Consider the following 24974-nt stretch of genomic DNA (forward strand, 5'->3'; position numbering starts at 1 on the left):
GAACGGACAAGAAAGAAAGGGAGGAACCATGCCCGTCACCGATTCCAACTCGGAATCCATCGCCGCGAAACTGGCGGCCTTCGTCGCCGACACCCCGGACGACGCCATTCCGGAGGAGGTCCGCGCCCGCGCGCCGCACCACATGCTGGACGCCGTGGGCATCGCGCTGGCCTCGACCCGCTACGACTTCGCCCACAAGACGCTGACCGCGCTGCGCGGGCTGGCGGGGGAGGGGCCGGTGCCGGTGATCGGCATGCCCGCAGCACTCCCCGCCCGCGACGCGGCGACGGTCAACGGGCTGCTCTGCCACGGCCTCGATTACGACGACACCCACATCGGCGGCGTCATCCACCCGACCGCCAGCGTGCTGCCCGCCGTGCTGTCGGCGGCGGCGATGACCGGGGCGGACGGACGGTCCGCGGTCAGCGCCTATGTGCTGGGCGTCGAGGCGGCGGCCCGGCTCGGCTCGGTGGCGCGCGGCGGCTTCCATCAGGTGGGCTTCCACCCCACGGGCATGATCGGCGTGTTCGGCTGCGCGCTGGCCGCGGGCCGGCTGCTCGGCCTGACCCGTGCGCAACTGGCCGCGGCCCAGGGCATCGCCCTGTCGATGGCGAGCGGCAGCCTGGAATTCCTGGAGGACGGCGCCTGGAACAAGCGCCTGCACCCCGGCTGGGCGGCGGCGGCGGGCATCACCGCGGCGGCGCTGGCCCGCGAGGGCTTCGTCGGCGTCACCCGCCCCTATGAGGGCCGTTTCGGCCTGTTCAACGCCTATCTCGGCAAGGAGGCCGGTCGCGCGGAGCTGGGCATCGCCACCGCCGGACTCGGCGAAGCGTGGGAGCTGATGGCGACGGCGATCAAGCCCTATCCGGCCTGCCACTTCACCCACGCCTGCGTGGACGCGGCGTTGCGGTTGCGCCGCGACGGGCTGGACAGCGCGCGCATCCGCCGCATCGAAGCGCTGGTGCCCGAACAGGTCGTCAAGACCGTCTGCGAGCCGGAGGCCAACAAGAAGCGCCCGGCCAACTCCTACGACGCGCAGTTCAGCGTGCCCTTCCTGGTCGCCGCCGCGCTGGTGCGCGGGCGCCTGACCCTGGCGGAGCTGGAGAACGACGCGCTGGGCGACGCGGCGATCCTCGACGTGGCGTCGAAGGTCTCCTACCGCCCCGATCCGGACTCGCCCTTCCCGAAGGCTTACTCGGGCGAGCTGATCGTGACGCTCGACGACGGGCGGGAGCTGCGCCACCGCGAGCACATCAACCGCGGCGCCGCCGACCGCCCGCTGTCCAACGCCGACATCGTGGACAAGTACCGTGGCAACGCCGCCATGGCCGTGCACGAGACCGCCGCCGCCCGCATCGCGGACGCCGTTCTCGGCCTCGACCGGGCTCCGTGCGCGGCGGACGCCCTGTCCGTCCTGTCGCCGTCCGTCCGCTGACCATCCTTTCCGGGGAACCCGCCATGAGCGCCACCACCACCACGATGACCGACGCGGAACGCGACGAGCAGGAACGCCTGATCCTCGACAGCGTGGACCGCTTCCTCGACCGCCACGTCAAGCCGGTCGCCCTGAAGCTGGAGCACGACGACATCTATCCCGACGAGATCGTCGAGCGGATGAAGGAACTGGGCCTCTTCGGGGCCACCATCCCGGAGGAGTATGGCGGGCTGGGCCTGCGCCCCTCCACCTACGCCAAGATGATCGAGCGGATCTCGACGGTCTGGATGTCGTTGACCGGCATCATGAATTCGCACCTCATCATGGCCTTCATCGTCAACAAGACGGGGACGGAGGAGCAGAAGGCCGCCTTCCTCCCGCGCTTCGCCACCGGCGAGCTGCGCGGCGGACTGGCCTTGACGGAACCGGACTGCGGCACCGACCTCCAGGCCATCCGCACGGTGGCCCGGCGCGACGGGGACGATTACGTCATCAACGGCTCGAAGACCTGGATCACCAACGGCATCCAGGGAAGCTGCTTCGCCCTGCTGGTCAAGACCGACCCCACCGCGCAGCCGCGGCACAAGGGCATGTCGATGGTCCTGGCCGAGAAGGGGCCGGGCTTCACGGTCAGCCGCAAGCTGGAGAAGCTGGGCTACAAGGGCATCGATTCCGCCGAGCTGGTCTTCGAGGACTACCGCGTCCCGGCGGACCGGCTGATCGGCGGGGTGGAGGGCCGCGGCATGGCCTGCGCCATTTCCGGCCTGGAGCTTGGCCGCGTCAACGTGGCGGCGCGCGGCGTCGGCGTCGCCCAGGCGGCGCTGGACGAGTCCGTGAAATACAGCCAGCAGCGCAAGACCTTCGGCAAGCCGATCCACGAGCATCAGGCGGTGGCGATGAAGCTGGCCGACATGGCGACCCGCGTGTCGGCGGCGCGGCTTCTCGTGCAGCAGGCGGCCAACGCGCTCGACCGCGGCGAGCGCTGCGACTACGAGGCCGGCATGGCCAAGCTGTTCGCGTCGGAGGCCGCGGTGGAGAACGCCATGGACGCCATGCGCATCCACGGCGGCTACGGCTACTCCAAGGAGTTCGTGGTGGAGCGGCTCTACCGCGACGCCCCGCTGCTGTGCATCGGCGAGGGCACCAACGAGATCCAGCGCATCATCATCGCCAAGCGGCTGATCGAGCAGAACCCGGTGTGAGGGTTGGGTGGCCGCGACGGGCCCCCTTCCCGGCCTCCCCCCGCTGCGCAGGGGGAGGGTTGGGTGGGGCCCCGGCGCAACCACGCCCCACGCCCCCTCGCACCCCCATCAGGGAGACACCGCGTGCTACCCCTCGAAGGCGTCACCGTCATCGCCGTGGAGCAATACGGCGCCGGCCCGTTCGGCACCATGCTGCTGGCCGACCTCGGGGCCGAGGTCATCAAGGTCGAGAATCCCGCCGAGGGCGGCGAGGTCGGCCGCCATGTCGGCCCCCACTATTTCGGCCCCGGCAACAGCCACTTCTACCAGTCCTTCAACCGCAACAAGCGCAGCATCACCCTGAACCTGAAGCACCCCGAAGGCATGGCCGTGCTGCACGAGCTGGTGCGCCACGCCGACGCCGTGCTGGACAACCTGCGCGGCGACCTGCCGGACAAGCTGGGCCTGACCTACGAGCATCTGAAGGCCGTCAACCCGAAGATCGTCTGCGCCCACCTGTCCGCCTACGGGCGGCAGGGGCCGCGGCGGGCGTGGCCGGGCTACGACTATCTGATGCAGGCGGAGGCCGGCTACCTGTCGGTGACCGGCGAGCCGGACGGCCCGCCCGCCCGCTTCGGCATGTCGGTGGTGGACATGATGACCGGCCTGATGACCGTCTTCGGCCTCGTTTCCGGCGTGGTCGGGGCGCGGGCCAGCGGCAAGGGCACGGACGTGGACGTCAGCCTGTTCGACACGGCGCTGCACAACATGACCTACCTCGCCACCTGGTACCTGAACGGCGGCCACAACCAGGGGCGGGAGCCGCGCTCCGCGCACCCCTCCCTGACCCCGTCGCAGCTCTACCGGACGCGCGACGGCTGGCTGTTCATCATGTGCAACAAGGAGAAGTTCTGGCCGGTGCTCTGCGAGCGGATCGGCAGGCCGGAATGGGCGGAGGACCCGCGCTTCCGCAGCTTCAAGGACCGGCTCGCCAACCGCGAGCTGCTCACCGTCCTGCTGGACGAGGCGCTCGGCCAGCGCACCACGGCGGAGTGGGTGGAGGCGCTCGGCGGCGCCGTCCCCGCCGCACCGGTCCTCGACATCGCCCAGGCGCTGGAGAACCCCTTCGTCCGCGAGAGCGGCCGGGTGGCCGACTTCACCGGCCCGGACGGTGCGGTGCGCATGCTGACCGGGCCGGTGCGCATCGGCGGGGAGACGCTACCCACCCGGACCGCTCCGGCGCTGGGCGCCGACACGGAGGAGGTGCTGGGCCGCATCGGCATCGGGCCGGAGCGCATCGCCGCCCTGCGGGAACAGGGGGCGCTGTGAAGCCCGCCGTTCGCCCCGCCGCCGCCGCCGCCGCCGCCGCCACCGAGGGGCCGCGCTTCCAGGAGGTTCTGGACGCGCTGCACGCCGACATCGTGGACGGGCGGGTCGGAATCGGCGAACGGCTGCCGACCGAGCAGGAGCTGTGCCTGCGCTTCTCCGCCAGCCGCTACACGGTGCGGGAGGCGCTGCGCCGGCTTCAGGATCTCGGGCTGATCGCGCGCCGCCAGGGCTCGGGGTCGGTGGTGACCGCGGCGCGGCCCGACGGGCGGTTCCACAACGCGCTGTCCAGCCTCGCGGAGATCGGGCAGTACGCCTCCTCCACCCGGCTGGAGGTGCTGGCGGTGGAGAAGGTCCTGGTGGAGGGGCGGACGGCGGAGCTTCTCCAGTCGCCGCCCGACACGCCCTGGGTCCGGGTCGTGGCGCTGCGCCGCCAGCCGGAGGAGCGGACGCCGCTCTGCTACACCGAGGTGTTCCTGCCCGCCGCCTACGCCGACGTGGCCCAGGCCATCGGGACCTTCCCGGTCGCCGTCTACGCGGTTTTGGAAAGCCGCTACGGGCTGCGGATCGCGGAGGTGGTGCAGTCGATCGAGGCCACCTCGGCGGACGCCAATCTGGCCTCCCGCCTGTCGGTGGAGGTCGGCACACCGATCCTGGTGGTGATCCGGCATTATCTGGATGCCGAAGGGAACGTGCTGGAAGTGGCGGTCAACAGCCACGCCGCCGGACGCTACCGCTATGAAATGACGCTTCAGAGAACCGGGTGAGAAACCGGGCCGCTGAAGGCCCTGCCCGCGGACAATGGCCGGAAGAGCCGTGCGGGGACAGCACCGGAAGGGAGGGAAGAAATGACGGAACACTCCACCAGGGACGCCGCCGCCTGCGCGCGGGCTCTGGCCGCGCTTCAGGGCGTGACCCTGGACGATGCGGACGCGGCCCTGTGCGGGCGCCTGCTGGCCGCCGTGCCGGGCATAATGGCGGCGGCGGCGCCGGATGGCCCGCTGTTCGACGTGCCGCTGGGCGCCCACCCCGCGCTGATCGCCACGCTGATCGCCGGGGAGCGGGCATGACCGATCCCGCCACGCTGACCCTGACCGGCGCCGCACAGGCGGTCCGCGACGGCACGCTGCGGGCGGAGGCCCTGGCGGAAGCCTGCCTCGACCGCATCGCCCGGCTGAACCCCACGCTCAACGCCTTCCTGTCGGTGGAGGCGGAGGAGGCGCTGGCCGCCGCCCGCAGCGCCGACGCGGAGGTCCGGGCCGGACGGCTGCGCGGGCCGCTGCACGGCGTCCCGCTGGCCCACAAGGACATGTTTTACCGCGCCGGCAAGCCCTGCACCTGCGGCTCCCCGGCGATCCGCGGCGACTTCCGTCCGGAGCGCACGGCCACGGTGATCGAACGGCTGGACGCGGCAGGGGCGGTGACGCTCGGCACGCTGCACATGGCGGAATTCGCCATGGGGCCGACCGGCCACAACGCCCATCTCGGGCGCTGCCGCAACCCCTGGGACCCCGACCGCATCACCGGCGGGTCCTCCTCCGGGTCCGGGGCGGCGGTGGCGGCGCGGCTGGCCTTCGGCTCGCTGGGGTCGGACACCGGCGGGTCGGTGCGGCTTCCCGCGGCGCTGTGCGGCGTGGTCGGGCTGAAGCCGACGCAGGGGGCGACCCCGATGGACGGCGTGATGCCGCTGTCGGAAAGCCTGGACTGCATCGGCCCGCTGGCCCGCAGCGCCGAGGACGTCGCGACGCTGTTCGCGCTCATCGCCGGACGGACGGACGCCGCGGACGGCATCGGCAAGGGCGTCGAGGGCCTGCGCCTCGGCATCCCGCGCCGGTTCTATTACGACGACCTGGACCCCGCGGTGGCCGCGGCGCTGGAGCGGGCGCGGGCGGTGCTGGAGCGCGCGGGCGCCCGCTTCCTGGAGGTGGACATCCCCGACCACGGGCCGTACGGCGACCTCGCCAACCTCGTCTTCACGCCGGAGGCGGCGGCCCTGCACCTGCCCTGGCTGCGCGAGCGCCCGCAGGATTACGGCCCGCAGGTGCGCGCCCGCCTGCTGCAAGGGCTGATGGTGCCGGCGGCTTCCTACCTCCAGGCGAAGCAGCTCCGCGCCCTGCACCTCCAGGCGATGATCGACGGCCCCTTCGCCCGCTGCGACGCGCTGTTCGTTCCCGCCCTGCGCACCCGCGTGCCGACCGCCGCGCACACCGACGTGGGGGCCGGACCGGCGATGGCCGCGGTGGTCGCCGGGGTGGCGGCGCTGACGCGCCCGGTGTCCTACCTCGGCCTGCCGGCGCTCGTCACCCCCGCGGGCTTCGACCCGGACGGGATGCCGGTGGCGCTCCAGCTCATCGCCCGCCCGCAGGCGGAGGCCACGCTGCTGCGCATCGCCGACGCCCACGAACGCGCCGCCGGATGGCTGCGCCGCGTCCCCCAGACACAGGTCTTCTCGTGAAGGGAGTTCCACCCATGCCGGGAACCGACACCATGAATCCCGCGTCTCCGCACGGCCACGCCGTCGCCTCCGACGCCCGGCCGGATGCCGCTGCGCCGCCGGGCCGCGGCCTGCCGCTCTGGTGGAGCTTCATCGAGGACCGCATCCTCCTGAACGCCGCCACGATCCTGATGATGGCGGCCATCGGCTTCATGTTCTACGAGGCGTCCAGCCGTTCCCTCCTGTCGGAAAGCCACTGGTGGGCGGAGGAACTGGTCCGCTTCCTGGTGGTGTGGAGCGTCCTGCTGTCGCTGGGCGTCGGCACGCGCCACGGCCATTACATCCGCATGGATCTGCTGCTGAACATGATGCCGCACCGGGCGCGGCTGGCGTTCGCCTGGTTGAACAGCCTGATCGGGCTGGGCTTCAGCGTCCTGCTGGTGATCGCCGGCGTGCAGGAGGTTTCCCACCTCCAGGCCGTGGGGATGTTCACGGAATCCAACCTCGACCTGCCGCTGTGGACGGTGCGGCTGGTGCTGCCGCTGGGCGGGGTGCTCTACGGCTTCGCCTTCGTCGGCAACATCATCCTGCTGCTGCGCGGCCACGATCCCGATCCGCCCACCGAAGGCGAGAACCTGTAGGCGGCGGCGATCGGACAAGGGAGGAAAACCAATGACCACCATCATCGCCGTCGTCAGCCTGCTGCTGCTCGTGGCGGGGGGCGTGCACATCGCGCTGGCGCTGGGCGTCATCGCGGTCGGGCTGCTGACCTTCAACTTCAACATCCCGGTCGTCCTGGTCGCGCAGATGGCCTGGGATTCCGTGGACAAATACGCGCTGGTCTGCATCCCGTTCTTCATCTTCGCCGGCAACCTGATGTCGCGCGGCAACCTCGCGCTGGTCATCCTGGAACTGGTCGGCACGGTGATCCGCTGGTTCCGCGGCGGCGTTGCGCTGGCGCTGGCCATGTCCAGCGTGTTCTTCGCGGCGGTCAACGGGTCGTCGGTGGCCTGCGCCGTGGCGCTCGGCCCGGCGGCGGTGAAGCTGCTGCCGGCGGAGGGCTACAGCGCCCGCTTCGCCGCCTCGCTGGTGGCGGTCTGCGGCACGTTGGGGCTGATGATCCCGCCATCGCTGACCTTCATCCTGATCGGCTCCATCGTCGGGCTGCCGATCACCGACCTGTTCATCGCCGGCATCGTGCCCGGCCTGTTCGAGGCGGTTCTGCTTGGCATCACCACGCTGATCGTCAGCCGGGTCAAGGGCTACGGCCATGTCGGGCAGCGTCCGGACTGGAAGGGCTTCGGCCAGCGCCTGCCGGGTGCCGCCGGGGCGCTGATGATGCCGGTGATCATCATCGGCACGATCTACATGGGCTGGTTCACCCCGACCGAGGTGTCGGCGCTGGCCGCGGTCTATGCGGTGGTTCTGGTGACCTTGGTCTACCGCACGGCCAACCTCGCCGCGGTGTGGGAGACGGCGCGGGAATCGGTGCTGCAGACCGTGATGATCTACGGCGTACTGCTGGGCTCCGGCCTGCTGACCGCGGTGCTGACGCGCCTGGGTCTGGCCGCGGAACTGACCGGGATGCTGAAGGAGGCGCAGGTCTCCCCCTTCGAATTCCTGCTGGTGGTGAACCTGCTGCTGATCGTCGTCGGCATGTTCCTGGACGGCGTGTCGATGATCGTGCTGCTGTCGCCGATCCTGTTCCCGATGGCGCAGGCGGTGGGGGTGGACCTGATCCATTTCGCCGTCATCATGACCGCGCTGGTGGAGGTGGCGACCCTGACGCCGCCGGTCGGCCTGAACCTGTTCGTGATGAGCCGCATCACCAAGATGCCCCTTCATTCCATCGTGAAGGGCGTGCTGCCCTTCTATGGGATGCGGGTGGTCGCGCTGGTCGTCATCAACGCCTTCCCGGCCCTGTCGCTGGTGCTGGTGAAGTAGGCGCCCTCACGCTGCCCTCGTACACCGGTTGCATCGGGGCTCCGGCTCGTCCATCTTCCGGCATCATGGGGGGCGTGATGTCGGAAGAAGCGGACGGCGTGAAGGACGGCAGCATCGGCGAGGGCGCGGCGGAGCGGACGGAAACCCCGCTCTATCAGGAGATCGTCCGCGCCCTGCTGGAGGAGATCGACGCCGGCACCTACGCCGTCGGCGACCGCCTGCCGACCGAGCAGGAGCTGTGCGCCCGCTTCGCCGTCAGCCGCCACACGGTGCGCGAGGCGCTGCGCCGGCTTCAGGAGATGGGCTACATCCTGCGCCGCCAGGGGTCGGGATCGGTCCTGGCGGCGCGCCGGACGGACGGGCGCTTCGTCAACTCCATCAGCTCGCTGGACGAGCTGGTCCAGTACGCCACCTCGACCCGGCTGGAAATCCTCTCGGTGGACCGCATCATCGTGGAGGAGGAACTGGCGGGCCGGCTGGGCTGCCGCCCCGAGACGCAGTGGTTCCGCGTCAGCGCGCTGCGCCGCACCCGCGAGACGTCGGAGCCCTTCTCCTACGTCGAGGTCTACATCGACGCGGCCTACGCCGACGTGGTGCGCAATCTGGACGTCGTGCAGTACGCCATCTACACGGTGTTGGAACAGCGCTACGGCGTCCGCATCGCCGAGGTGATGCAGGACATCGAAGCCGCCCCGGCCAGCCTCAACGTCGCGTCCCGCCTGCATGTCCCGCCGCAGTCGCCGATCCTCGTCATCACCCGGCGCTATTTCACCGAGGACGGGCGTCTGGTGGAGATCGCCGTCAACACCCATCCCGGCGCCGGCTTCCGCTACACCATGACGTTGCAGCGGCGCTGAGAGGGCGACCGGGCCGCCGGATGGCGGCTCAATGGGCCGCGCGGCGGCTCGGGCGGCGGTAGATGAACCAGTAGACGGCGCCGACCAGGACCGCCCCGCCGACCCAGTTGCCCAAGGTCACCGCGGCGAGGTTCAGCAGGAATTGTCCCACCGGGATGACCGGCGCGGCGCGGCCAAGATCCGCCCAGAAGGAGGCCGGGGCGCCCCATTCGATCAGCAGTCCCAGCGGCACGAAATACATGTTGGCGACGCAGTGCTCGAAGCCCGCGGCGACGAAGGCGCTGACCGGGAAGACGATGGCCAGGATCTTGTCGGTCACGCTGCGCGCCCCGAGCGCCAGCCACACCGCCAGACAGACCAGCACGTTGCACAGGATGCCCAGGAAGAAAGCCTGCCCGGCGGGCAGTCCCGCCTTGGCCGTGGCGAAATAGAGCGCCGAGGCGCCCACCGCCCCGTGGCCGAAGCCGTATTGCCCGGACAGGAAGACCAGCAGCGCCGTGCCGGCGGCGCCGACGAAGTTGCCGATCCACACCATCGTCCAGACCTGGAGCATCCGCCCGGTCCGCACCCGCCCGCTGGCCCAGGCCATCACCATCAGCGCGTCGCCGGTGAAGAGCTGCGCGCCACCGACGATGACCAGGATCAGCCCCAGCGAGAAGACCAGACCGCCGAGCAGCCGGGTCACCCCGTAGGGCAGCATGCCCTCCGCCCCCGACATGGCGACGGTGGCGAACAGCCCGCCCAGCGCGATGAAGGCGCCGGCCAGGACGGCCAGGGCGAACAGGGTCGCAGCGTCGTAGTTGGCCTTCCTGACGCCCAGATTCTCCGCCGCCAGGGCGATGGCGTCGGGCATCAGCGCATCGAGGGAGGGCGGCGGCGGAGCGGCGGGGGAGGTGTTGGCGGCCTCCGGAAGGGAATGGGTGTCCATGGGATCGCTCCTCATCTCATACGACGTATCACACGGCCTTCAGGCCGTGCGCCCGGAAAATGCCGCGCACCCGCTCGGTCAGCTCCGGCGGGGGAGGTTCGGTGTTGGCGAGCGTGTAGGGCAGGCCGAGCTGTTTCCATTTGAACTCGCCCATCTTGTGGAAGGGCAGCACATCCACCCGCTCCACCACCTCCAGCCCGTCGGCGAACTCCGCCAGCCCCTCGATCTCGCCGAGGTTGTCGGTCAGGCCGGGGACCAGCACGTAGCGCAGCCAGACCGGCTTGCGCAGCAGCGACAGCCGCTCCGCGAACTCCAGGGTCGGGCGCAGCGGGACGCCGGTCACCGCGCGGTAGGTGGATTCCTTGAACGCCTTGATGTCCAGCAGCACCAGATCGACGTCGGCCAGCAGATGGTCGTCAGCGTGGCTGCCGAGAAAGCCCGACGTGTCGAGCGCGGTGTGAAGGCCCAGCTCCTTGGCGCCGCGGTAGATGGCCGCGCAGAATTCCGGCTGGACCAGCGGCTCGCCGCCGCTGATGGTCAGGCCGCCGTGGGCGCGGTGCAGGAAATCGGCGTAGGTGGCGATGTCGGCCAGCACGTCGGCGGACTGGGCCGGCGACCCGTCGTGCATGTGGCGCGTGTCGGGGTTGTGGCAGTACTGGCAGCGCAGCGGGCATCCGGCCAGGAACAGGACGTAGCGCAGACCCGGCCCATCGACCGTGCCGCCCGTCTCCACCGAATGGACCCAGCCGCGGACCGATGCGCCCGTCCCGGCGGGGCGCGCGGGGTGAGGGGTAATCGGGCTGAGCATGAGGCACCTCGTGAATGGGCGCCGGCGGCCGCTTCATTGCGGCACCGGCGCGTGTGCCATCCTAGGTCACGCCCCGGCGTCGGCCATGACCGGGGTCAATTGATTTGACTGGACATTCTGCACGTCACGCGCGTGCTCTCCCGCCGGAAGGACGGGGCGCTCCACCCAGGCGATGCGCAGGATGTTGGTCGAGCCCGGCATGCCGAAGGGCACCCCCGCGGTGATGACCAGCCGCTGCCCGTCCTCCGCCAGACCGTGGGTGTAGGCGATGCGGGCCGCCTTCTGCACCATGTCGGAGAAGTTCCGGATGTCCTCGGTCAGCACGCTGTGCACGCCGTAGGCCAGCACCAGCCGGCGCGAGGCGGCGACCGTCGCGGTCAGGCAGAGGATCGGCACCTCGGGCCGCTCGCGGGCGGCGCGCAGTGTGGTGGAGCCGCTGGTGGTGTAGGTGACGATGGCCGCCGCGTGGATGGTGTGGGCGACCTGCCGGGCCGCCGCTGTGATGGCGTCCGCCGCCGTCTCCTGCGGGTCGGCGTGCTGGGCGTCCATCATGGTGCGGTAGAGGTCGTCGTGCTCCACCCGGCGGGCGATGCGGTCCATCATCGACACCGCCTCGACCGGGTAGGCGCCGGATGCGGTCTCCGCCGACAGCATCACCGCGTCGGCGCCGTCGAACACGGCGGTGGCGACGTCCGACGCCTCGGCGCGCGTCGGGGCGGGGGCGCCGATCATCGATTCCAGCATCTGGGTGGCGACGATCACCGGCTTGCCCGCCGCGCGGGCCTGCCGGACGATGCGCTTCTGGATGCTCGGCACGTCCTCCGGCGGCATCTCCACGCCGAGATCGCCGCGGGCGACCATCACGCCGTCCGACAGCTCCACGATGCGCTCCAGATGCTGGATGGCCTGCGGCTTCTCCAGCTTGGACATCAGGGCGGCGCGCCCGGCGATCAGCCGGCGCGCCTCCGCCACGTCCTCGGGCCGCTGCACGAAGGACAGGGCCACCCAGTCCACCTCCTGGTCCAGCGCGAAGGCGAGGTCGGCGCGGTCCTTGGCGGTCAGGGGCGACAGCGGCAGCAGCACGTCGGGCACGTTCACGCCCTTGCGGTCGGACAGGCGCGTGCCGGCGGCGACGACGGTGTCGGCGTGCTCCGGGCTGCAATCGACCACGCGCAGGCGGACCTTGCCGTCGTCCAGCAGCAGGTCGGTGCCGGGCCGCAGGGCGGCGAAGATCTCCGGATGGGGCATGCCGACGCGGGCCGCATCGCCCGGCCCGGTGGAGAGGTCGAGGCGGAAGCGCTGCCCGACCGTCAGGTCCACCGCGCCGTCCGCGAAGCGGCCCAGCCGCAGCTTCGGCCCCTGGAGGTCGGCCATGATGGCGATGGGCCGTTCCAGCTCGCGCTCCAGGGCGCGGATGGCGCGCACGCGGGCGCCGTGGTCGTCGTGCGAGCCGTGGCTGAAATTCAGGCGGAAGACGTCCACGCCCGCCTCGAACAGCGTGCGGATCATCTCCGGCGAGGAGGAGGAGGGACCCAGCGTGGCGACGATCTTCGTCTGGCGGAAGCGGCGGATCGGGGTGGGGGTGGCGGTCATTCGAAGCAGGCTCCGCAAAAGGAGGGCGGGGGACGGCGCGCGGGGCGTTCGACGGTAAGACCGCCGCACCGGCGCCGATGTGATCGGTCGGCGTGGCTGGCCGGCACGCGCCATCCGGGCTGCGCTTCTGTCCTTCGTGTAATAAAATACTAGTATATCAGATTGAAAGGCAAGCCCGTTCCGTGGGGTGGCGCGTCTTTCCTGCCAAAATGCCGCAGGTCGGCGCCGGGGAGGTTCGGGATTCTCGGGGGCAACAGGGTCTTCACGGATTTCACGGACTTTGACACGGATGACACGGATTTTTCTTTGATGCTTGCTCCGTCTTGGCTTCTCGAAGGGTGTTCCCTGAGCGAGCTATGAATAAATCCGTGTCATCCGTGCTGAAATCCGCGAAATCCGTGCAAATCCTCCTGTCCGGCAACGGGCGACACCTCCCCGGACCGTCACGCGGCGGTGCCGGTCTGGCGGGACAGGGCTTCCTGGAGCAGGCGGGCGGTGACCGGCTTGAACATCACCCCGATCCCGTGCCGCTCAGCCTCCTGCATGACGTCGGGGCCGGAGTCGCCGGTCAGCAGGACGGCGGGGACCGCTGTTCCGGCCAGTTCGCGGATCTTCAGGATGGCTTCGGTGCCCACCTTGTGCTCGCGCAGCCGGTAGTCGGCGACCATCACGTCGGGCCGCCGGTCCGCCGCCCGCAGCCGGTCCAGCGCCTCTTCGGTGGAGGAGGCGACGATCGTGTCGTAGCCCCAGTCCTGGAAGATCGACCGCAGCCCCATCAGCACGATGGCGTCGTCGTCAACCAGCACGGCCAGCCGTCCGCGCTCCGGCTGGCGGGGCAGGGAGACCGGGGCCGGGCTCTCCACGGCGGCACCGAGGGGAACGGTGATGCGGAACACCGACCCCTTGCCGAGTTCGGAGCGCACCTCCACCGGATGGCCGAGCAGGACCGACAGCTTCTGCACGATGGCCAGCCCAAGGCCGAGCCCCTGGTTGCGGTCCCGCTCCGGGTTGCCGACCTGATAGAACTCCTCGAAGATCCAGGACATCTGCTCGTCGGAGATGCCGATGCCGGTGTCGCGCACCTGGATGCCGGCGTGCCCGTCCTGCGCGCGGCATTCCAGGCGGATCACGCCGCGCTCGGTGTAGCGGATGGCGTTCTCCACGAGATTGCGGACCATCCGCCCCAGCAGGTTGCGGTCGCTGCGCACCGTGACGTCGTGATGGTTCATCACCTGGAGATCCAGCCCCTTGGCCGCGGCGAGCGGGGCATAGGCGGCGCCGATGTCGTCCAGCAACGGCTTGACCGGGAAATCCTCGATCCGTGGTTCGATGACCCCGGCGTCCAGTTGGGAGACGTCCAACAGGCTGTCCAGCAGGCCCTTCAGCGTCTCCATCCCGCGTTCCAGCATCGCCAGGGCGTCGCGCCCGCGCGGGGAATGGACGTGGCTGTGCAGCGCCTCGGCGAAGAAGAACATGGACTGCATGGGCTGGCGCAGGTCGTGGCTGGCCGCGGCCAGGAAGCGGCTCTTGGACTGGTTGGCCTGCTCCGCCGCGTCGCGGGCCATGCGGCTTTCGTGCACGTCGACGGCGGTGCCGACCCAGGCGATGACCTGACCGTTCTGGCGCATCGGGTTGATCCGGCAGACGTGCCAGCGGTAGGTCCCGTCGTGGCGCCGCATCCGCAGGTCGAAGCCGTAGGGCTCGCCCGCGGCGATGGCACGCTCGCGGACGCTGCGCATCAGGGGATGGTCGGCGGGGTGGATGTGGGACCAGCGCTCGTCGGCCTCCATCCCCCGCCCGGTGTAGGCCCGCCAGGCGGCGTTGTAGAATTCCCGGGTGCCGTCCGGACGGTTCACCCACATCATCACCGGGGTGTTCTCGACCAGCTCGCGGAAGCGGGTCTCGCTCCGCCGCAGGGCCTCCTCGCCGGCCTTGCGCTCGGAAATGTCGGTCAGGGTGACGACGGCCAGGGTGATGCGGCCATCGGGGTCGCGCACCGGCTCGGCGTCGGCCAGACAGGTGACGGGGCCGGCGGGGGTGTCGCGGCGGAGTTCCTCCTGCTTGACCACCGCGCCGTCGCGCAGGGCGCGGACCAGCGGCAGTTCCGCCACGGTGCCGGGCGAGTCCTCCGGCGGGCCGCCGCTTGTGAAGGGGCGGGGGTAGTCCTCGATGCGGGCGATCCTGTCCAGCGGCTGGCCGATCAGCCGTTCCGCCGCGCTGTTGTGCAGCAGGACGCGGCCCGACGGGGCTTCCGCCACCACCACGCCGGAGGGCAGATGCTTCAGCACGGCCTTGAGCAGCGACCGCTCGGTCTCCCGCTGCCGGGTCAGCCGCCCGATGCCCCAGGCGGTGCCGGTCAGGGTCAGCAGCAGGATCACCAGGAAGGGAAACCAGGACCGCAGCGCCACCACGTCGATGGCGCGCAGGGCGGCGGCGTGGTCGATGCCCACCACGACGGCAAGCCCGTTCCCGTTCGCCCCCGGGGGGGAATAGGCGACGATCCGGAACACGCCGTCCAGCCCCTCCGTCAGCGCCGTCGCCGGCTCGCTGCCGGTCAGGAACAGGTTCAGCCGCTCCGGCAGCGGCTGGCCGATCAGGCCGGGAATGTCCGGCACGCGCACGATGACGGTGCCGTTGCTGTCGGCCAGCAGGACCGTCGTGTTCGGGGGCAGCGGCTTGCGGGCCTGGTACTGCCGCAGCCAGTCGAGGTCGAGCAGGGCGGTGATGACCGCGGGACCGGAACCGCCGCCGGACGCGCCGGCCTCGCCACGCGCGTAGGGCAGGGCGAAGGGCAGGACGTGGCGGCCCAGCCCTTCCGCGACGATGTAGTCCCCCAGCGCGAAGCGACCAGTGGTCAGGGCCTGCCCGACCTCCGGCTGGTCGCCGACCCCGGTCCCGATGGTCCGCCGGTCGGTGGCGCAGAGGACGGTGCCGGAACGGTCGGCGAAGCCCAGCGTCAGATAGCTGGGCAGGCGCCGCCCCAGACGTTCCATCGTCTCCTGGCAGGCGGGGCCGGTGATGTCCGCTTCCGACAGCGTGGTGAGGACGTGCTCGATGTCGTCGATGATCCGCAACTGCTCGGTCTCGATCAGGTCGAGCAGGCGCAGCGCCTCCTGCCCGATCTCGGCCTCCCGCTCCGCCCGCAGCCGGGCGTGGGAATAGACCTCGAACCCGATCAGGGGGGCCAGGGTGAAGACGAGCAGCAGCAGCCAGCGGACCATGGACACGATTAACCGCCCCGGCCCACGGGCCGTTGGGAGTAAAGCAACGATCGTGGGAAACCTAACATACCGAAGTATGTTATGGCCCCTGTCCTTCGGTCCTAGTGCTTCCCTTCGCCCCGCTACGCCCTCGTCACTCCAACGTCAACGCTCCGGCATGGGGCGGGCGCCCGACAGGAAGAGGGCGACGGCCCGCCCGACGTAGCGCTCCACCTCCTCCATGGAGAGGGATTGCTCCGGCAGGATCAGGCGGCGCAGCAGGATGTTGCCGGTGATCATGCCGATGAAGCCGCGGGCGGCGGCCTCCGGCTCCCCGACGCGCAGGGCGCCGGCGGTGGTCTGCCGTTCCAGATAGTCGGACAGCCGCCGCTGGGCGGTCTCCGGCCCGATGCGGAAGAAGGACTCGGCGATGTCGGGGATGCGCCCGCCCTCCGACACCAGCACGCGGACGACGGCGATGGTCCGGTCCTCCAGCAGCGCCCGGACGAGGTGAAGCGCGAAGCGGGTCAGCCCGTCTTCCGGCGGGGCCTGCTCGTCGGCCTGGATGGCGGCCAGCCCTTTCTGGATGCGGGCGCTGTTCTCCTCCATCATCGCGCGGAACAGCCCCTCCTTGTCGCCGAAATGCTCGTAGAGCGTGGCGCGGGAGCCGCCGGCGCGGCTGATGATGTCGGTCAGCGTGGTCTTTTCGAAGCCCTTCTCCACGAACAGCGCCGCCGCCGCGTCGAGCAGGGCCTGCCGCCGCGCCCGTCCGCGCGGGCCGACCGTGGACAGGTCCTTGTCGATCAATTCCCTGGGTTTCCTCGGTCCATTTGCGTTTTCCTTGCGCGTTTTCCTTGCGCGCTGGCCTTGCCCCCACCCCGGCCCTCCCCCGCTGCGCAGGGAAGGGTTAGGGTGGGGGCAAGGCCGATGCCTGTGCGTGCGTCGTTGAGGGAGCTATGACCGTTGCCGCCCCCGCTTGCAAGACGGCAATGCGCCGCCCTCCCTGCGATCAGGGCCGGGTTCCGGCGAGGAACAGCCGGACGGACTGGCGGACGTAGCGTTCCAGCTCCTCCATGGAGACGGCTTCGTTGGGGAGGATCAGCCGCTTGGTCAGCAGGTCGCCGACCATCATGCCGAGGAAGGCGTGGGCGGCGGCCTCCGGGTCGTCGATGCGCAGGCGCCCGGCCTCCGCCAGATCGCGGAAACAGCCGGCGAGCCAGCCCACGGTCTTCTCCGGGCCGACCTGGAAGAAAGCCTGCGCGATGTCGGGGATGCGCCCGCCTTCCGACACCAGGATGCGCAGAATGGCGGTGGTTTCCGGCACGGTCAGCGTGCCGGCGACATGCAGGCCGACGCGGAACAGATTCTCCTCCAGCTCCTCGGCCATCGCCGCCGGTCCATTGGCGCGCATGGCCGACATCTCCTCCAGCACGCGGTCGCAGTGACGCTCCATCACCGCGCGGAACAGCCCCTCCTTGTCGCCGAAATGCTCGTACAGCGTGGTGCGCGACCCGCCGGCCTGCCGCAGGATGTCGGACAGCGAGGTCAGCGCGAATCCCTTCTCCACGAACAGTGCCGCCGCAGCGTCGAGCAGTGCCCGGCAGCGCGCCTGGCCGCGTGGGCCGAAACCCGGCGTGTCCATACTTCCGGCCCCCATCCCGCCGGTGCCCAACGCGGCGGTGCCGTCACGGAACGGTGTGGATGCCCCCTTGTCGGGCATTGCGGTTCCCCCTTGCGCAAACGGTCGTTCTGAATGTATCGTCCGGTACAGTGTACTGTATGAGACAGTACGGATAAAGGGGTCATTTCGCACCGTCCGCGCGCACCGGCCCATTCCGCCGGTTCCGAACGCCGGGCGGACCGCGGTGACCCGGCTCTTTTGAACATTTCATCGCCGCATCACGGCGTTTTGACGAGGAACGGATGTTCAACAGGAACGCATTGCTGTCTCTTGCCGTGGCGGCCTCCCTGACCGTGGTGCTGGGCGCCTGCCAGGACAAGAAACACGCCGCCGGCGGCCAGCCGGCGCCGGGACCGGCGGAGGTGGCGGTGGCGACCATCCAGCCGCAGCGCCTGTCCGTCACCACCGAGCTGCCGGGCCGCACCGCGGCCTTCCGCGTGGCGGAGATCCGCCCGCAGGTCAGCGGCATCGTGCTGAAGCGCTTCTTCACCGAGGGCAGCGACGTCAAGGCGGGCGACCAGCTCTACCAGATCGACCCGGCCACCTACGAGGCGGCGCTGGCCGTCGCCCAGGCCGACATCCAGAAGGCGGAGGCCAACCTCCAGGCCGCCCGCAACAAGGCGGCGCGCTACAACGACCTCGTCCGGAACAGCGTCGTCAGCAAGCAGGACTATGACGACGCCATGGCCGCGCTGAAGCAGAACGAGGCGCAGCTTTCCGCCGCCAGGGCCGCCTACAATCTGGCGCGCATCAACCTGGACTACACCAAGGTCTTCGCTCCCATCTCGGGCCGCATCGGCAAGTCCGCCGTGACGGAAGGCGCGCTGGTCACCGCCAACCAGGCGATGGCGCTCGCCACCATCCAGCAGCTCGACCCCATCTACGTGGATGTGACCCAGACGGCTTCGCAGCTCATGCAGCTCCGCCAGGACATGGCGAGCGGGCGCATCCGCCCGGCCGAGCCCGGCAAGATCCCCGTCTCGCTGTTCCTGCACGCCGCGGAGGCCCCCTATCCCCAGCGCGGCGATCTCCAGTTCTCCGACGTGACGGTCGATCCGGGCACCAGCTCCGTCCAGTTGCGGGCGGTCTTCCCGAACCCGGACCTCAACCTGCTGCCCGGCCTGTTCGTGCGCGCCCGCGTCGAGCAGGGGGTGGCCGACAACGCCCTCGCCGTGCCGCAGGAGGCGGTCCAGCGCGGTCCGGACGGTTCGGCCCGCGTCTGGGTCGTCGGCGAGGACAACAAGGTCAATCCGCGCACCGTCAAGACGGAGCGGGCGATCAACAACGCCTGGCTGGTCTCCGACGGGCTGAAGCCGGGCGAGCGCATCGTGGTCGAAGGGCTTCAGAAGGTGAAGCCGGGGGCCGAGGTGAAGCCGGTGGCGGCGCAGGCCGCCGTGGCGGCCCTGCCCGCACCGCCGGCGCGCTGATACCGAGGACCGATCCATGTCGAAATTCTTCATCGACCGGCCCGTCTTCGCCTGGGTCATCGCCATTGTCATCATGCTGGCGGGCGGTCTGGCGATCCTGGGCCTGCCCGTCGAGCAGTACCCGAAGATCGCCCCGCCGACGGTGTCCATCACCGCCAGCTATCCCGGCGCGTCGGCGAAGACGCTGGAGGACACGGTCACCCAGGTCATCGAGCAGAAGATGACCGGGCTCGACCATTTCCGCTACATGTCCTCGAACAGCGATTCGTCGGGCAACGTCACTATCACCCTGACCTTCGAGCCGGAAGCCAACCCGGACATCGCCCAGGTCCAGGTGCAGAACAAGCTCCAGCTCGCCGTGCCGCTCCTGCCGCAGGAGGTGCAGCAGCGCGGGCTTCAGGTGTCGAAGGCCGGCAACGATTTCCTGATGGTCGCCGGCTTCGTGTCCAGCGACGGGCGGCTGAGCCAGGGCGACATCGCCGACTATGTGGCCTCCAACCTCCAGGACACGATCAGCCGCGTCGAGGGCGTGGGCGACATCACCGTGTTCGGCCCGCAGCACGCCATGCGCATCTGGCTGGACCCGGATTCTCTGAACAGCCACCAGCTCACCACCATCGACGTCACCAACGCCATCAAGGCGGAGAACGCGCAGGTGTCCGCCGGCCAGCTCGGCGGCGCCCCTTCGGTGCCGGGCCAGCGCATCAACGCCACCATCATGGCGCAGTCGCGCATGCAGACGCCGGAGGAGTTCGGCGCCATCCTGCTGCGCGTCAACCCGGACGGCTCGCAGGTGCGGCTGCGCGACGTGGCGCGCATCGAGATCGGGCAGGAAACCTACGAGATCACCGCCCGCTACAACGGCAAGCCGGCGGCGGGACTGGGCGTCAAGCTGGCGACCGGGGCCAACGCGCTGGACACCGCCGCCGCGGTGAAGGCGCGCATCGCGGAGCTGTCGGCCTTCTTCCCCGAAGGGCTGGAGGTCATCTACCCCTACGACACGACGCCCTTCGTCGAGCTGTCGATCCACGAGGTCATCAAGACGCTGATCGAGGCGATCATCCTCGTCTTCGTCGTGATGTACCTGTTCCTCCAGAACTTCCGGGCGACGCTGATCCCGACCATCGCGGTTCCGGTGGTGCTTCTGGGCACCTTCGGGGTGCTGTCGCTGTTCGGCTTCTCGGTCAACACGCTGACCATGTTCGGCATGGTGCTGGCCATCGGCCTGCTGGTGGACGACGCCATCGTGGTGGTGGAGAACGTCGAGCGGGTGATGAGCGAGGAGGGGCTGCCCCCGCGCGAGGCGACGCGCAAGTCCATGGACCAGATCACCGGCGCGCTGATCGGCATCGCGCTGGTGCTGTCCGCGGTGTTCGTTCCCATGGCCTTCTTCGGCGGCTCCGCGGGGGCCATCTACCGCCAGTTCTCGCTGACCATCGTGTCGGCCATGGCGCTGTCGGTGCTGGTGGCGCTGGTGCTGACCCCGGCGCTCTGCGCCACCATCCTGAAGCCGGTGGAGAAGGGGCACGGCTATGCGAAGAGCGGCTTCTTCGGCCTGTTCAACCGTGGTTTCGACGCCAGCAACCGCGCCTACCAGCGCGGCGTGCGCGGGGCGGTGACGCGGCTCGGGCGCTACGGCGTGGCCTATGCGCTGATCGTCGCCGGGCTGGCCTACCTGTTCCTTCAGATGCCCTCCTCCTTCCTGCCGCAGGAGGACCGCGGGACGCTGTTCGTGCTGTGGTCGGCCCCGCCGAACGCCAGCATCGAGCGCACGCTGGAGACCACCAAGCTGGTCGAGGCGCATTTCATGGAGAACGAGAAGGACAGCGTCGAGGGCCTGTTCACCATCGCCGGCTTCAACTTCGCGGGGCGCGGCCAGAACTCCGGCATGGCCTTCGTCCGGCTGCGCGACTGGAGCGAGCGCGAGGCCGCCGACCGCAAGCCGACGGCCATCGCCGGGCGCGCCATGGCCGCCCTGTCGCGGGCCAAGGACGCGGTGGTCTTCGCCTTCATGCCGCCCTCGGTGCCGGGGCTGGGCAACGCCACCGGCTTCGACCTTCAGCTGGTGGACCGCGGCGGCGTCGGGCACGAACGGCTGATGCAGGCGCGCAACCAGCTTCTCGGCATGGCGGCGCAGAACCCCAAGCTGGTCGGCGTCCGCCCCAACGGGCTGGAGGACACGCCGCAGTACAAGCTGACCGTGGACCGCGAGAAGGCCAGCGCGCTGGGCCTGTCGCTGACCGACATCAACACGACGCTGACGGCGGCCTGGGGCTCCTCCTACGTCAACGACTTCATCGACCAGGGGCGCGTGAAGAAGGTCTATCTCCAGGCCGACGCGCCCTACCGCATGCAGCCGAGCGACGTGGAGCGCTGGTACGTGCGCAACGCCGCCGGCCAGATGGTGCCCTTCTCCGCCTTCACCACGGCGCAATGGACCTACGGCTCGCCGAAGCTGGAGCGGTACAACGGCATGTCGTCGCTCAACGTCCAGGGTGCCGCGGCGCCGGGCATCAGCTCCGGCGAGGCGATGCAGGAGATGGAGGCGATCATGGCCAAGCTGCCGCCGGGCGTGGGCTATGAATGGACCGGCCTGTCCTACGAGGAGCGGCTGAGCGGGTCGCAGGCTCCGGCGCTCTACGCCCTGTCCATGCTGATCGTCTTCCTGTGCCTGGCCGCGCTCTACGAGAGCTGGTCGGTGCCGGCGTCGGTCATCCTGGTGGTGCCGCTGGGCGTCATCGGCGCGGTGATCGCCGCCACGCTGCGCGGTCTGCCCAGCGACGTCTACTTCCAGGTGGGCCTGCTGACGACCATCGGCCTGTCGGCGAAGAACGCCATCCTGATTGTGGAATTCGCCAAAGCGTTGTACGACGAGGGCATGGAGCTGAAGGAGGCGGCCATCGAGGCATGCCGGCAGCGCCTGCGCCCGATCATCATGACCTCGCTGGCCTTCGTGCTGGGCGTGCTGCCGCTGGCCACCAGCAGCGGCGCCGGTTCGGAAAGCCAGAATGCCATCGGCGTGGGCGTGATGGGCGGCATGATCTCCGCCACCGTGCTGGCGGTGCTGTTCGTCCCGGTCTTCTTCGTCGCGGTCTACCGTCTGTTCGGCAGCAAGCGTGCCGGTGCCCACCCCCCGCCGGGTGCCGAGCCGGTGCCCGCCGGCGACTGACGATCCGGCCTGCGGCTGGAAGCGGAAGGCCCGGTCCCGGAAACGGGGCCGGGCTTTTTGCTGGCGGTGCTTGTGGCGGCGGCCTGCGGCAAAGTGTCCGGTCCTGCCGGTTCCACTGCGCCGGGCCGCCTTTCCTGCTAATATATCAGTACACGAAAAGAGTGCATAAGAAGACGGCAGGACGCGCCTCCCCTTCAGCAGGGCGCGCTCCGGGAGGGATCGGCTGAAACGGGCAGCATCATGCCTTTTTCTCTTATCCGGAGTGTTCTGCAATGACTGCCAATGGTGAACCCAGCGGCGACTTCCACGCGGCCCCGATCGAGAACGTCACTTTCGACGAGATCGCCATCGGGCAGTCCGCCAGCATCTCGCGGCAATTGACCGTCATGGATGTCGAGCTGTTCGCCACCGTCTCCGGCAACATCGATCCGGTGCATCTGGACGCGAAATTCGCCGCCGACAGCCGCTTTCAGAAGGTGATCGGCCACGGCATGTGGTCGGGCGCCCTGATTTCCGGCGTGCTGGGGACCCGGCTGCCCGGCGCCGGCACCGTCTATGCCGGCCAGGATCTGCGCTTCCGCCGCCCGGTCGGGCTGGGCGACGTGATCACCGCCACCGTGACCGTGCGCGAAAAGCAGGCCGACCGGAACATCGTCGTCTTCGACTGCCTGTGCACCAACCAGGACGGCGAGGTCGTGGTGACCGGCACCGCGGAGGTGGTGGCCCCCACCCGCAAGGTCCGCCGCGCCGCCCACGCGCTGCCGCAGATCCAGATGATCCGCCACGACAAGCACGACGCGCTGCTGCGCAAGTGCGACGGGCTGGAGCCGGTCGCCACGGCGGTCGCCCATCCCTGCGACGAAAGCTCGCTGAAGGGTGCGGTGGAGGCGGCGGAAGCCGGCCTGATCGATCCCATCCTGATCGGCCCGGCGGCGAAGATCCGCGCGCTGGCCGCCGCCCACGGGCTGGACATCGCCCGTTACCGTCTGGTGGACGTGGAGCACAGCCACGCCGCCGCCGCGGCCGCCGTGGCGCTGGCCCGCAGCGGCGAGGCCGAAGCGGTGATGAAGGGCAGCCTGCACACCGACGAGCTGATGGCCGAGGTCGTCCGCAAGGACACCGGCCTGCGCACCAGCCGCCGCATCAGCCACGTCTTCGTGATGAACGTGCCGACCTACCCGCGGGCGCTGCTGATCACGGATGCCGCGATCAACATCTACCCGACGCTGGAGGACAAGGTCCACATCGTCCAGAACGCCATCGATCTGGCCAAGGTGCTGGGCGTCGAGACGCCGCGGGTCGCCATCCTGTCGGCGGTGGAGACGCTGAACCCGAAGATCGCCACCACGCTGGAAGCCGCGGCGCTGTGCAAGATGGCCGACCGCGGGCAGATCACCGGCGGCATCCTCGACGGCCCGCTGGCCTTCGACAACGCCATCAGTGCCGAGGCCGCGCGCATCAAGGGCATCAATTCCCCCGTGTCCGGTCAGGCCGACATCCTGCTGGTCCCCGACCTGGAGGCCGGCAACATGCTGGCCAAGCAGTTGTCCTTCCTCGCCAACGCCGACGCCGCGGGCATCGTGCTGGGCGCGCGGGTTCCGGTCATCCTGACCAGCCGCGCCGACAACGTGCGCACCCGCCTCGCCTCCTGCGCCGTGGCTGCGCTGGTGGCCGCCGCGCGCCGTCCCTCCCTCGCGCTCGACGCCGCCCCCCTGGCCGCGGAGTGAGGATCGCACCATGTCGCACCGTGACGCCTGTCTCGTCATCAACGCGGGCTCCTCCAGCCTGAAATTCTCCGTCTTCCGCGGCGCCGGAAGGAGCGACCTGGAGGCGGTTCTCACCGGCCAGATCTCCGGTATCGGCACCGCCCCCCGCTTCGAGGCGAAGGACGCGGCCCGCCGCGTCCTGGCCGACGGCATCCTGGACGAGGTCGGCCCCGGCGACCGCGCCGGGCTGCTCGGCTTCCTGCTGGCCTGGATGCGGCACGAACTGCGCGACTTGCGGCTGGTCGCCGCCGGCCACCGGGTCGTGCATGGCGGCACCCGCTTCGACGCGCCGGTCCGCCTCACCCCGGCGATTCTGGCGGAGCTGGAGGCCCTGGTGCCGCTGGCCCCGCTGCACCAGCCGCACAACATCGCGGCGATGACCGCGTTGGCCGAGGTCTATCCGGCGCTGCCGCAGGTGGCCTGCTTCGACACCGCCTTCCACAGCACGCGGCCCTGGCAGGCGCAGATGTTCGCCCTGCCGCGCGAACTGACCGAGGAGGGCGTGCGCCGCTACGGCTTCCACGGCCTGTCCTACGAGCACATCGCCCAGCGCCTGCCGCAGATCGCACCGGAGCTGGCCGAGGCCCGCGTGGTCGTCTGCCATCTCGGCAGCGGGTCCAGCCTGTGCGCCATGCGCGCGGGCCGCAGCGTGGACACCACCATGGGCTTCACCGCGCTGGACGGGCTGCCCATGGGCACGCGCCCCGGCACCCTCGACCCCGGCGTGCTGATCTACCTGATGCGCGAGAAGGGGATGGGCCCGGACGAGCTGGAGCGGCTGCTCTACCACAAGTCCGGCCTGCTCGGCGTGTCCGGCGTCTCCAGCGACATGCGCGCCCTGCTGGACAGCGAGGACCCGCAGGCGGCGGAGGCCGTGGAGCTGTTCTGCTTCCAGGTCGCCAAGCAGGCGGCGGGGCTGGCGGCGTCCATGGGCGGGCTGGACGCGGTGGTCTTCACCGCCGGCGTCGGCGAGAACTCCGCCCCGGTGCGGGCGCGGGTGGCGGAGAAGCTGGGCTGGCTCGGCGTCCGCCTCGACGGGGCGGCGAACCGCGCCCGGGCCACGCGCATCTCCGCCGCGGAGAGCCGCGTCCCGGTCTTCGTCATCCCCACCGACGAGGAACGCATGATCGCCAGCCACACGCTGGACGTCCTGGCGCGGACGGCCCTGCGGTCTCCCCTGGCGGCATGATCGGATGAGGGAGGGGGAGGCGGGCGGCCCGCCTCC

At 70.3% G+C, this 24974-nt stretch carries 19 protein-coding genes; 13 read left to right on the top strand and 6 right to left on the bottom strand.

The genetic code is table 11. The features are described from left to right. The first annotated feature begins 28 nt into the window (after nucleotides 1-28). The 9 genes from QSG27_RS06960 (at nucleotide 29) to QSG27_RS07000 (ending at nucleotide 9177) form a co-directional block, all read left to right on the top strand. Nucleotides 29-1435, top strand: a complete 1407-nt coding sequence (locus QSG27_RS06960; protein WP_306704546.1) for an MmgE/PrpD family protein — start codon at nucleotides 29-31, stop codon at nucleotides 1433-1435. A gap of 23 nt (nucleotides 1436-1458) precedes the next feature. After that, the gene (locus tag QSG27_RS06965; protein WP_306704548.1) at nucleotides 1459-2637 is read left to right on the top strand and encodes an acyl-CoA dehydrogenase family protein; all 1179 of its coding nucleotides are present in this window, start codon (nucleotides 1459-1461) and stop codon (nucleotides 2635-2637) included. Between the two features lie 123 nt (nucleotides 2638-2760). Beyond that, entirely contained in the window at nucleotides 2761-3945 is a 1185-nt protein-coding gene (locus tag QSG27_RS06970; protein ID WP_306704550.1) for a CaiB/BaiF CoA transferase family protein, read from the top strand. Continuing rightward, entirely contained in the window at nucleotides 3942-4709 is a 768-nt protein-coding gene (locus QSG27_RS06975) for a GntR family transcriptional regulator (protein WP_306704552.1), read from the top strand. The genes QSG27_RS06970 and QSG27_RS06975 overlap by 4 nt, the downstream gene beginning before the upstream one ends. A gap of 81 nt (nucleotides 4710-4790) precedes the next feature. After that, nucleotides 4791-5012, top strand: a complete 222-nt coding sequence (locus QSG27_RS06980) for a hypothetical protein (protein ID WP_306704553.1) — start codon at nucleotides 4791-4793, stop codon at nucleotides 5010-5012. Further along, nucleotides 5009-6397, top strand: a complete 1389-nt coding sequence (locus tag QSG27_RS06985) for an amidase (protein WP_306704554.1) — start codon at nucleotides 5009-5011, stop codon at nucleotides 6395-6397. Before QSG27_RS06980 ends, QSG27_RS06985 begins: the two co-directional genes overlap by 4 nt. A 14-nt stretch (nucleotides 6398-6411) precedes the next feature. Further along, on the top strand, nucleotides 6412-7017 hold the full coding sequence (locus QSG27_RS06990) for a TRAP transporter small permease (protein ID WP_306704557.1): 606 nt from the start codon (nucleotides 6412-6414) through the stop codon (nucleotides 7015-7017). A gap of 31 nt (nucleotides 7018-7048) precedes the next feature. After that, on the top strand, nucleotides 7049-8320 hold the full coding sequence (locus tag QSG27_RS06995) for a TRAP transporter large permease (protein WP_306704559.1): 1272 nt from the start codon (nucleotides 7049-7051) through the stop codon (nucleotides 8318-8320). Nucleotides 8321-8397: 77 nt separating this feature from the next. Next, on the top strand, nucleotides 8398-9177 hold the full coding sequence (locus tag QSG27_RS07000) for a GntR family transcriptional regulator (RefSeq protein ID WP_306704561.1): 780 nt from the start codon (nucleotides 8398-8400) through the stop codon (nucleotides 9175-9177). A gap of 28 nt (nucleotides 9178-9205) precedes the next feature. Here QSG27_RS07000 and QSG27_RS07005 read toward each other — a convergent pair whose 3' ends face one another. The 6 genes from QSG27_RS07005 to QSG27_RS07030 form a co-directional block, all read right to left on the bottom strand. Beyond that, nucleotides 9206-10105, bottom strand: a complete 900-nt coding sequence (locus QSG27_RS07005; RefSeq protein WP_306704564.1) for a formate/nitrite transporter family protein — start codon at nucleotides 10103-10105, stop codon at nucleotides 9206-9208. Nucleotides 10106-10133: 28 nt separating this feature from the next. After that, nucleotides 10134-10913: a pyruvate formate-lyase-activating protein gene (gene pflA, locus QSG27_RS07010; protein WP_306704566.1), complete on the bottom strand. Its 780-nt coding sequence runs from the start codon at nucleotides 10911-10913 to the stop codon at nucleotides 10134-10136. Between the two features lie 66 nt (nucleotides 10914-10979). Beyond that, nucleotides 10980-12506, bottom strand: a complete 1527-nt coding sequence (gene pyk, locus QSG27_RS07015) for a pyruvate kinase (RefSeq protein WP_306704568.1) — start codon at nucleotides 12504-12506, stop codon at nucleotides 10980-10982. Nucleotides 12507-12949: 443 nt separating this feature from the next. After that, a complete protein-coding gene (locus QSG27_RS07020) occupies nucleotides 12950-15727 on the bottom strand; it encodes a hybrid sensor histidine kinase/response regulator (protein ID WP_306704594.1) in 2778 nt (925 codons plus the stop codon). Nucleotides 15728-15871: 144 nt separating this feature from the next. Further along, nucleotides 15872-16513 (bottom strand): TetR/AcrR family transcriptional regulator, encoded by a 642-nt coding sequence (locus tag QSG27_RS07025; protein WP_306704570.1) that lies wholly within the window; start codon nucleotides 16511-16513, stop codon nucleotides 15872-15874. 202 nt (nucleotides 16514-16715) lie between these two features. Further along, on the bottom strand, nucleotides 16716-17426 hold the full coding sequence (locus QSG27_RS07030) for a TetR/AcrR family transcriptional regulator (protein ID WP_306704571.1): 711 nt from the start codon (nucleotides 17424-17426) through the stop codon (nucleotides 16716-16718). Nucleotides 17427-17629: 203 nt separating this feature from the next. On the opposite strand from QSG27_RS07030, the gene QSG27_RS07035 reads away from it, so the two are divergent. The 4 genes from QSG27_RS07035 (at nucleotide 17630) to QSG27_RS07050 (ending at nucleotide 24938) form a co-directional block, all read left to right on the top strand. Then, nucleotides 17630-18814: an efflux RND transporter periplasmic adaptor subunit gene (locus QSG27_RS07035; RefSeq protein WP_306704573.1), complete on the top strand. Its 1185-nt coding sequence runs from the start codon at nucleotides 17630-17632 to the stop codon at nucleotides 18812-18814. A gap of 16 nt (nucleotides 18815-18830) precedes the next feature. Then, nucleotides 18831-21983, top strand: a complete 3153-nt coding sequence (locus QSG27_RS07040) for an efflux RND transporter permease subunit (RefSeq protein ID WP_306704575.1) — start codon at nucleotides 18831-18833, stop codon at nucleotides 21981-21983. A gap of 272 nt (nucleotides 21984-22255) precedes the next feature. Further along, the gene (locus QSG27_RS07045) at nucleotides 22256-23710 is read left to right on the top strand and encodes a bifunctional enoyl-CoA hydratase/phosphate acetyltransferase (protein WP_306704577.1); all 1455 of its coding nucleotides are present in this window, start codon (nucleotides 22256-22258) and stop codon (nucleotides 23708-23710) included. A gap of 10 nt (nucleotides 23711-23720) precedes the next feature. After that, nucleotides 23721-24938, top strand: coding sequence for an acetate/propionate family kinase (locus tag QSG27_RS07050; protein ID WP_306704579.1), 1218 nt, complete (start codon nucleotides 23721-23723; stop codon nucleotides 24936-24938). The last annotated feature ends 36 nt before the right edge of the window (nucleotides 24939-24974 follow it).

The organism is Azospirillum isscasi, from assembly GCF_030849505.1.
GTDB lineage: Bacteria > Pseudomonadota > Alphaproteobacteria > Azospirillales > Azospirillaceae > Azospirillum > Azospirillum isscasi.